The organism is Pseudomonadota bacterium (genome assembly GCA_034189865.1).
Taxonomy (GTDB): domain Bacteria; phylum Pseudomonadota; class Gammaproteobacteria; order UBA5335; family UBA5335; genus JAXHTV01.
The window spans coordinates 1-1,958 of sequence record JAXHTV010000069.1; the positions used below are offsets into that span (position 1 = coordinate 1).

Below are 1,958 nucleotides of genomic sequence, written 5' to 3' on the forward strand. Positions count from 1 at the left end.
CTTAGGAACCTCACCTCACCCCCTTGCTTTAATCTTATCCTCTCTCTTGAGAGCCTAAACCCGGCTTCTATTCTTCCAGTGTCGATGCTTGATACTAACTCAGCCATCTACATCTGTCTCGGCGACAACCTTTTTATGCCAAGCGATAATTATATTGCGCCATGCAGCATCACAACCTTAATAAATTATATACACACTACTTCATATTTTACCAAGTTATACACATGTTTTTTATAGGTATCTGAAAAACAACATAAAATTTCGTTTTTTTCTTGACAAAACACCATCATTTGTCATATAAAACAATCATTCAGCAAATAATGTTTATCTTTCTTAATATGTGTGGGGTTATTATGAAAGAAGTCTACTATGTCTATATATCACGACAAACGCAGGAGTATAAATCCATTGCGGATCGTGGTCGCCGCTTGAGCGATGTCGAGGTCGATGTACTGATCGCGCATCAGGAACGAGCTATGCTCGGCACGACAAAGTGGCATAAAGTTACTATTGATCCGGCGCCTGCTGCACAATGTGTTAAGTGGCCGAAGGTGGCCTGTGAGAACATGGCTGCCGTTCAGGATAAGCTCGCCTGCAAAAAACGACAAGGTCTGCTGAACTGGCAAAGCCTGCTGACCTTAAATTCGGTCAGCGCTGCCTAAAAACAACAGGCATCAACAATAAAGCCTCTGTCCGCACAATGAATTTGGCCGATCTGCATATCGCGATGAGCAATGATGAAACGCTGCTTGATATGGTGGCTGATGTGTCATTTGCTTCGCTTGAGGATATGTTTGCCGATTCAGACCCGGGGCAAAGGTAATCCCCCTATCCGGATCGGGGATTTGATGAAACCTCGCCGGATAATGACGGCAACGGCATCCCGGACTGGATGGACGAAGTGATGGACCGGGCCACCGGCGCGCGGACGGAAGTATCGCCGCAATTAGCTTATGAAGCAGATAAGCCCGGCCAAGCAAGCTGGGCTTATATGCTTTACTTTTCTGCTTACGCCCCCCTTCTCCGCTGCCTCCCTGAAACTTCGCACTCTCTTTTCATTTATTTTTTATGTCGAGCCAATACGATGTACTGCTAACTGCCTCCTTTCCTCCCTGCTTTTTTTTTCGTATATTGAAATTTAATTTTAAATAGACATGCCCTTCCCATAGTGCATATCACTTCGTACACATAGCTCTTTGATAGAATAGAGAGGAAAATTCCCGCATGCACCGTCCCGATCACAATGATCATAAACATCTACATTCACACCATCATTTTGATCCTGCACATACTAGTGAGAAAGCTCTTGTTTATGCTGTAACCGCCAATATGTCCTTAACTGGCGTCCAGGTGATTGGCGGTCTGTTTGCCGGGTCGCTTGCGGTCATAGCTGACGCCATGCATAACTTCGGTGATGCCTGTATTCTTATCCTCGCTCTATTTGCATTGAAAATCGGCCAGCGCCCCGCCGACTCTACTAGAACCTTCGGTTATAAGAGGGCTGAGAATGTGGCCGCGCTGGTCTCGCTCACCGCTTTGTGCATGATTAGCCTCTTTCTTATTGTAGAGGCTTTGGGGCGCTTTTTTTATCCAAGAGAGGTAGAAGGGTGGATTATGGTTGCCGTCACTGTTTTTGCGTTGGCGGTCGATTTATGGACTGTGTGGCTTACGCACAAAGGTGCCGCTTTCTCAAGCAATATACATGCGGCTTTTCTGCACAACCTGTTTGATGCGCTGGCTTCTATCGGCGTATTGTGTGGCGGTATCCTCATCATACTTTTTCAGTGGTACTGGATAGACACGCTTATCACAATACTTGTTGCCAGCTATGCTATATATTTGCCCTCAAGTCAATGAGCGGAGCAGCCAATCTTTTAATGGACGCCGTACCAGCCGGTATCGACATAGCCAATGTTATGGCAACAATGGGAGATATTACCGGTGTCGATGATGTTCAC

At 46.0% G+C, this 1,958-nt stretch carries 2 protein-coding genes; both read left to right on the plus strand.

The window, feature by feature from the left end:
- Positions 1-353 precede the first annotated feature (353 nt).
- Complete coding sequence (locus tag SVU69_13755; protein ID MDY6944062.1) at positions 354-662, plus strand: hypothetical protein; 309 nt, start codon at positions 354-356, stop codon at positions 660-662.
- 562 nt (positions 663-1,224) lie between these two features.
- The gene (locus tag SVU69_13760; protein MDY6944063.1) at positions 1,225-1,857 is read left to right on the plus strand and encodes a cation diffusion facilitator family transporter; all 633 of its coding nucleotides are present in this window, start codon (positions 1,225-1,227) and stop codon (positions 1,855-1,857) included.
- Positions 1,858-1,958: the final 101 nt, after the last annotated feature.